Here is a 1,692-nt window from a genome sequence, read left to right on the forward strand (position 1 = left end):
CTCGATCGCCGCGCAGGCCGTCTTTATCTCGGTGAAAGTGATCCCGACATCGTCGGCCTCGGTCGGGCCGTCGGGTTGCAGGGACACCATCTGAATCGGATCGCCCGCAAGGGCGAGGTCCGACACCAGTCGTGCCAGCTTCCGCACGATGGTTTCACGCGCTTCGGTCGCGAAATCGGGAAGCTCGCCGGTGCTGGTCCGGTAGACATCGGTAATGCGCGAGCTGTTCAGTTCAAGCGCCAGACGCGTTCCGTCAGGGGCGGTGAACTCGGCGCGGCGGGGCAGTACGGTACCCCGGATCGCCTGCAGGATCAGACTGCGCCGCGCGGCCGGTGTTTCCGCCGTCAGGTCGACCGCGGGCGACAGCCGTGGAGTCGCCCTGCGCCCGATGTTTTCGAGCATGTCGATGATCTCTGTCGCCGTCATTGCATCCGTCCTTGATATCCTTGCTAGACCGCCGCCGCCACCGGCCCGAGGCTCAGGTGCGATTTGGTCAGGGCCAGGCCGGTATTGGCGCTGGCGTGACAGATGTAGCAGACCACGTGTTCGGGGTACTCGCGCGTCCGCAGAAAGATGTGCAGCCGATCTTCTGAGAATACGGCGATTTCTCCGAACCCGGGGGTGTCGTTGTCTTGCAGGCCGGCCGATTCGAGCAGGTCCTGGAAGGCCTGTACACCGCGCCCTTGAAACAGGTTGGCAACGGCGATGGCCAGATTGTTCAGAACCTCGGCATCGGCATCATCCGTCGTTGATGCGCCCAGCAACATGCCCGTTTCCATATCGATATATCCGGCTGCGATACAGTCGGGGATAGTCTCCATGGCGCTGGTCAGGGCGGCCTCTATGCTCATCTAACGTCCTGTCAACCTTTCAAAAAACCGATGCGCAACGGGGTCTTCCCGTCGCGCAACCGATAGCATTCATCGTCCGGGCGGGAAACGGCTTTTTCCGATCCGCCCGGTTCGCGGGGTCGCGTCACGAGACCTGCCATTCAGCCCTGTCCTTGGGTTCGCTCATCACCGCTGGTGGGCTCTGCTGGCCACTGTGTTCGCGCGCGATCTGGTCGAATTCCTCCAGAAAAGCCTGAAATACGGCGCGCAACCCAGCGGGATCCGACGGTAGTTCGGTGCCGTCGGAAATCTCGCGCCACATGGCGGACGCGCTCAGCGGCGTTCCGGCCGGGACGTCCAGCAAATGATCAAACGTTCGGGCCGGCTGCGGGTCGTCCGTGGTTCCGCCATTCGTCAGGGCATTCGATTCGGGCTCGGGCTCGTAACAGTCCGGGTCGGCGGCCTGTTGTTCGGACAGCAGGGCGGTGATCGAGGAAACCGAAACCTCGATATCCGCAGGTGCCGAGTCGGAATCTTCGGTCGGGGCGGCATCGGCCGGTGCGTCTGCGCGTAGCTTTTCCGACAGGGTCGTCACCACTTGGTCGGGGTCCTCTACCGAGTCGTCCTCGTCGGACAAGTCCGACGCTCCGTCGCTCAGATCGAATTCGTCCTCGAGTTCGAACCCCTCAAGGCGGGACGGCTCGAGATGGCGGCCGGTGATGTCCGCACGCGAGTCCTCGGGTTCACGGAACAACGAGCGCAGGTCATCGTCGTCTTCGCCCATGGGCGTCATCTCGGCTCGCATCCGCTCGGCATCCTCGGCGTCGATACGGGCGCGCTCGCCGTCTTCCTTGCGGCGCTC

The 1,692-nt window shown here is 63.5% G+C and carries 1 protein-coding gene and 2 pseudogenes; all 3 read right to left on the reverse strand.

What is annotated here, in order from left to right:
• Window positions 1–426, reverse strand: a pseudogene (locus tag AC2FM3_RS17880) (hypothetical protein); the annotation flags it as partial.
• 23 nt (window positions 427–449) lie between these two features.
• Entirely contained in the window at window positions 450–851 is a 402-nt protein-coding gene (locus AC2FM3_RS17885; protein WP_496684595.1) for a hypothetical protein, read from the reverse strand.
• 124 nt (window positions 852–975) lie between these two features.
• A pseudogene (locus AC2FM3_RS17890) lies at window positions 976–1,692 on the reverse strand (dynamin family protein); the annotation flags it as partial.

It is taken from the genome of Ruegeria sp. BHSB172, assembly GCF_059613165.1.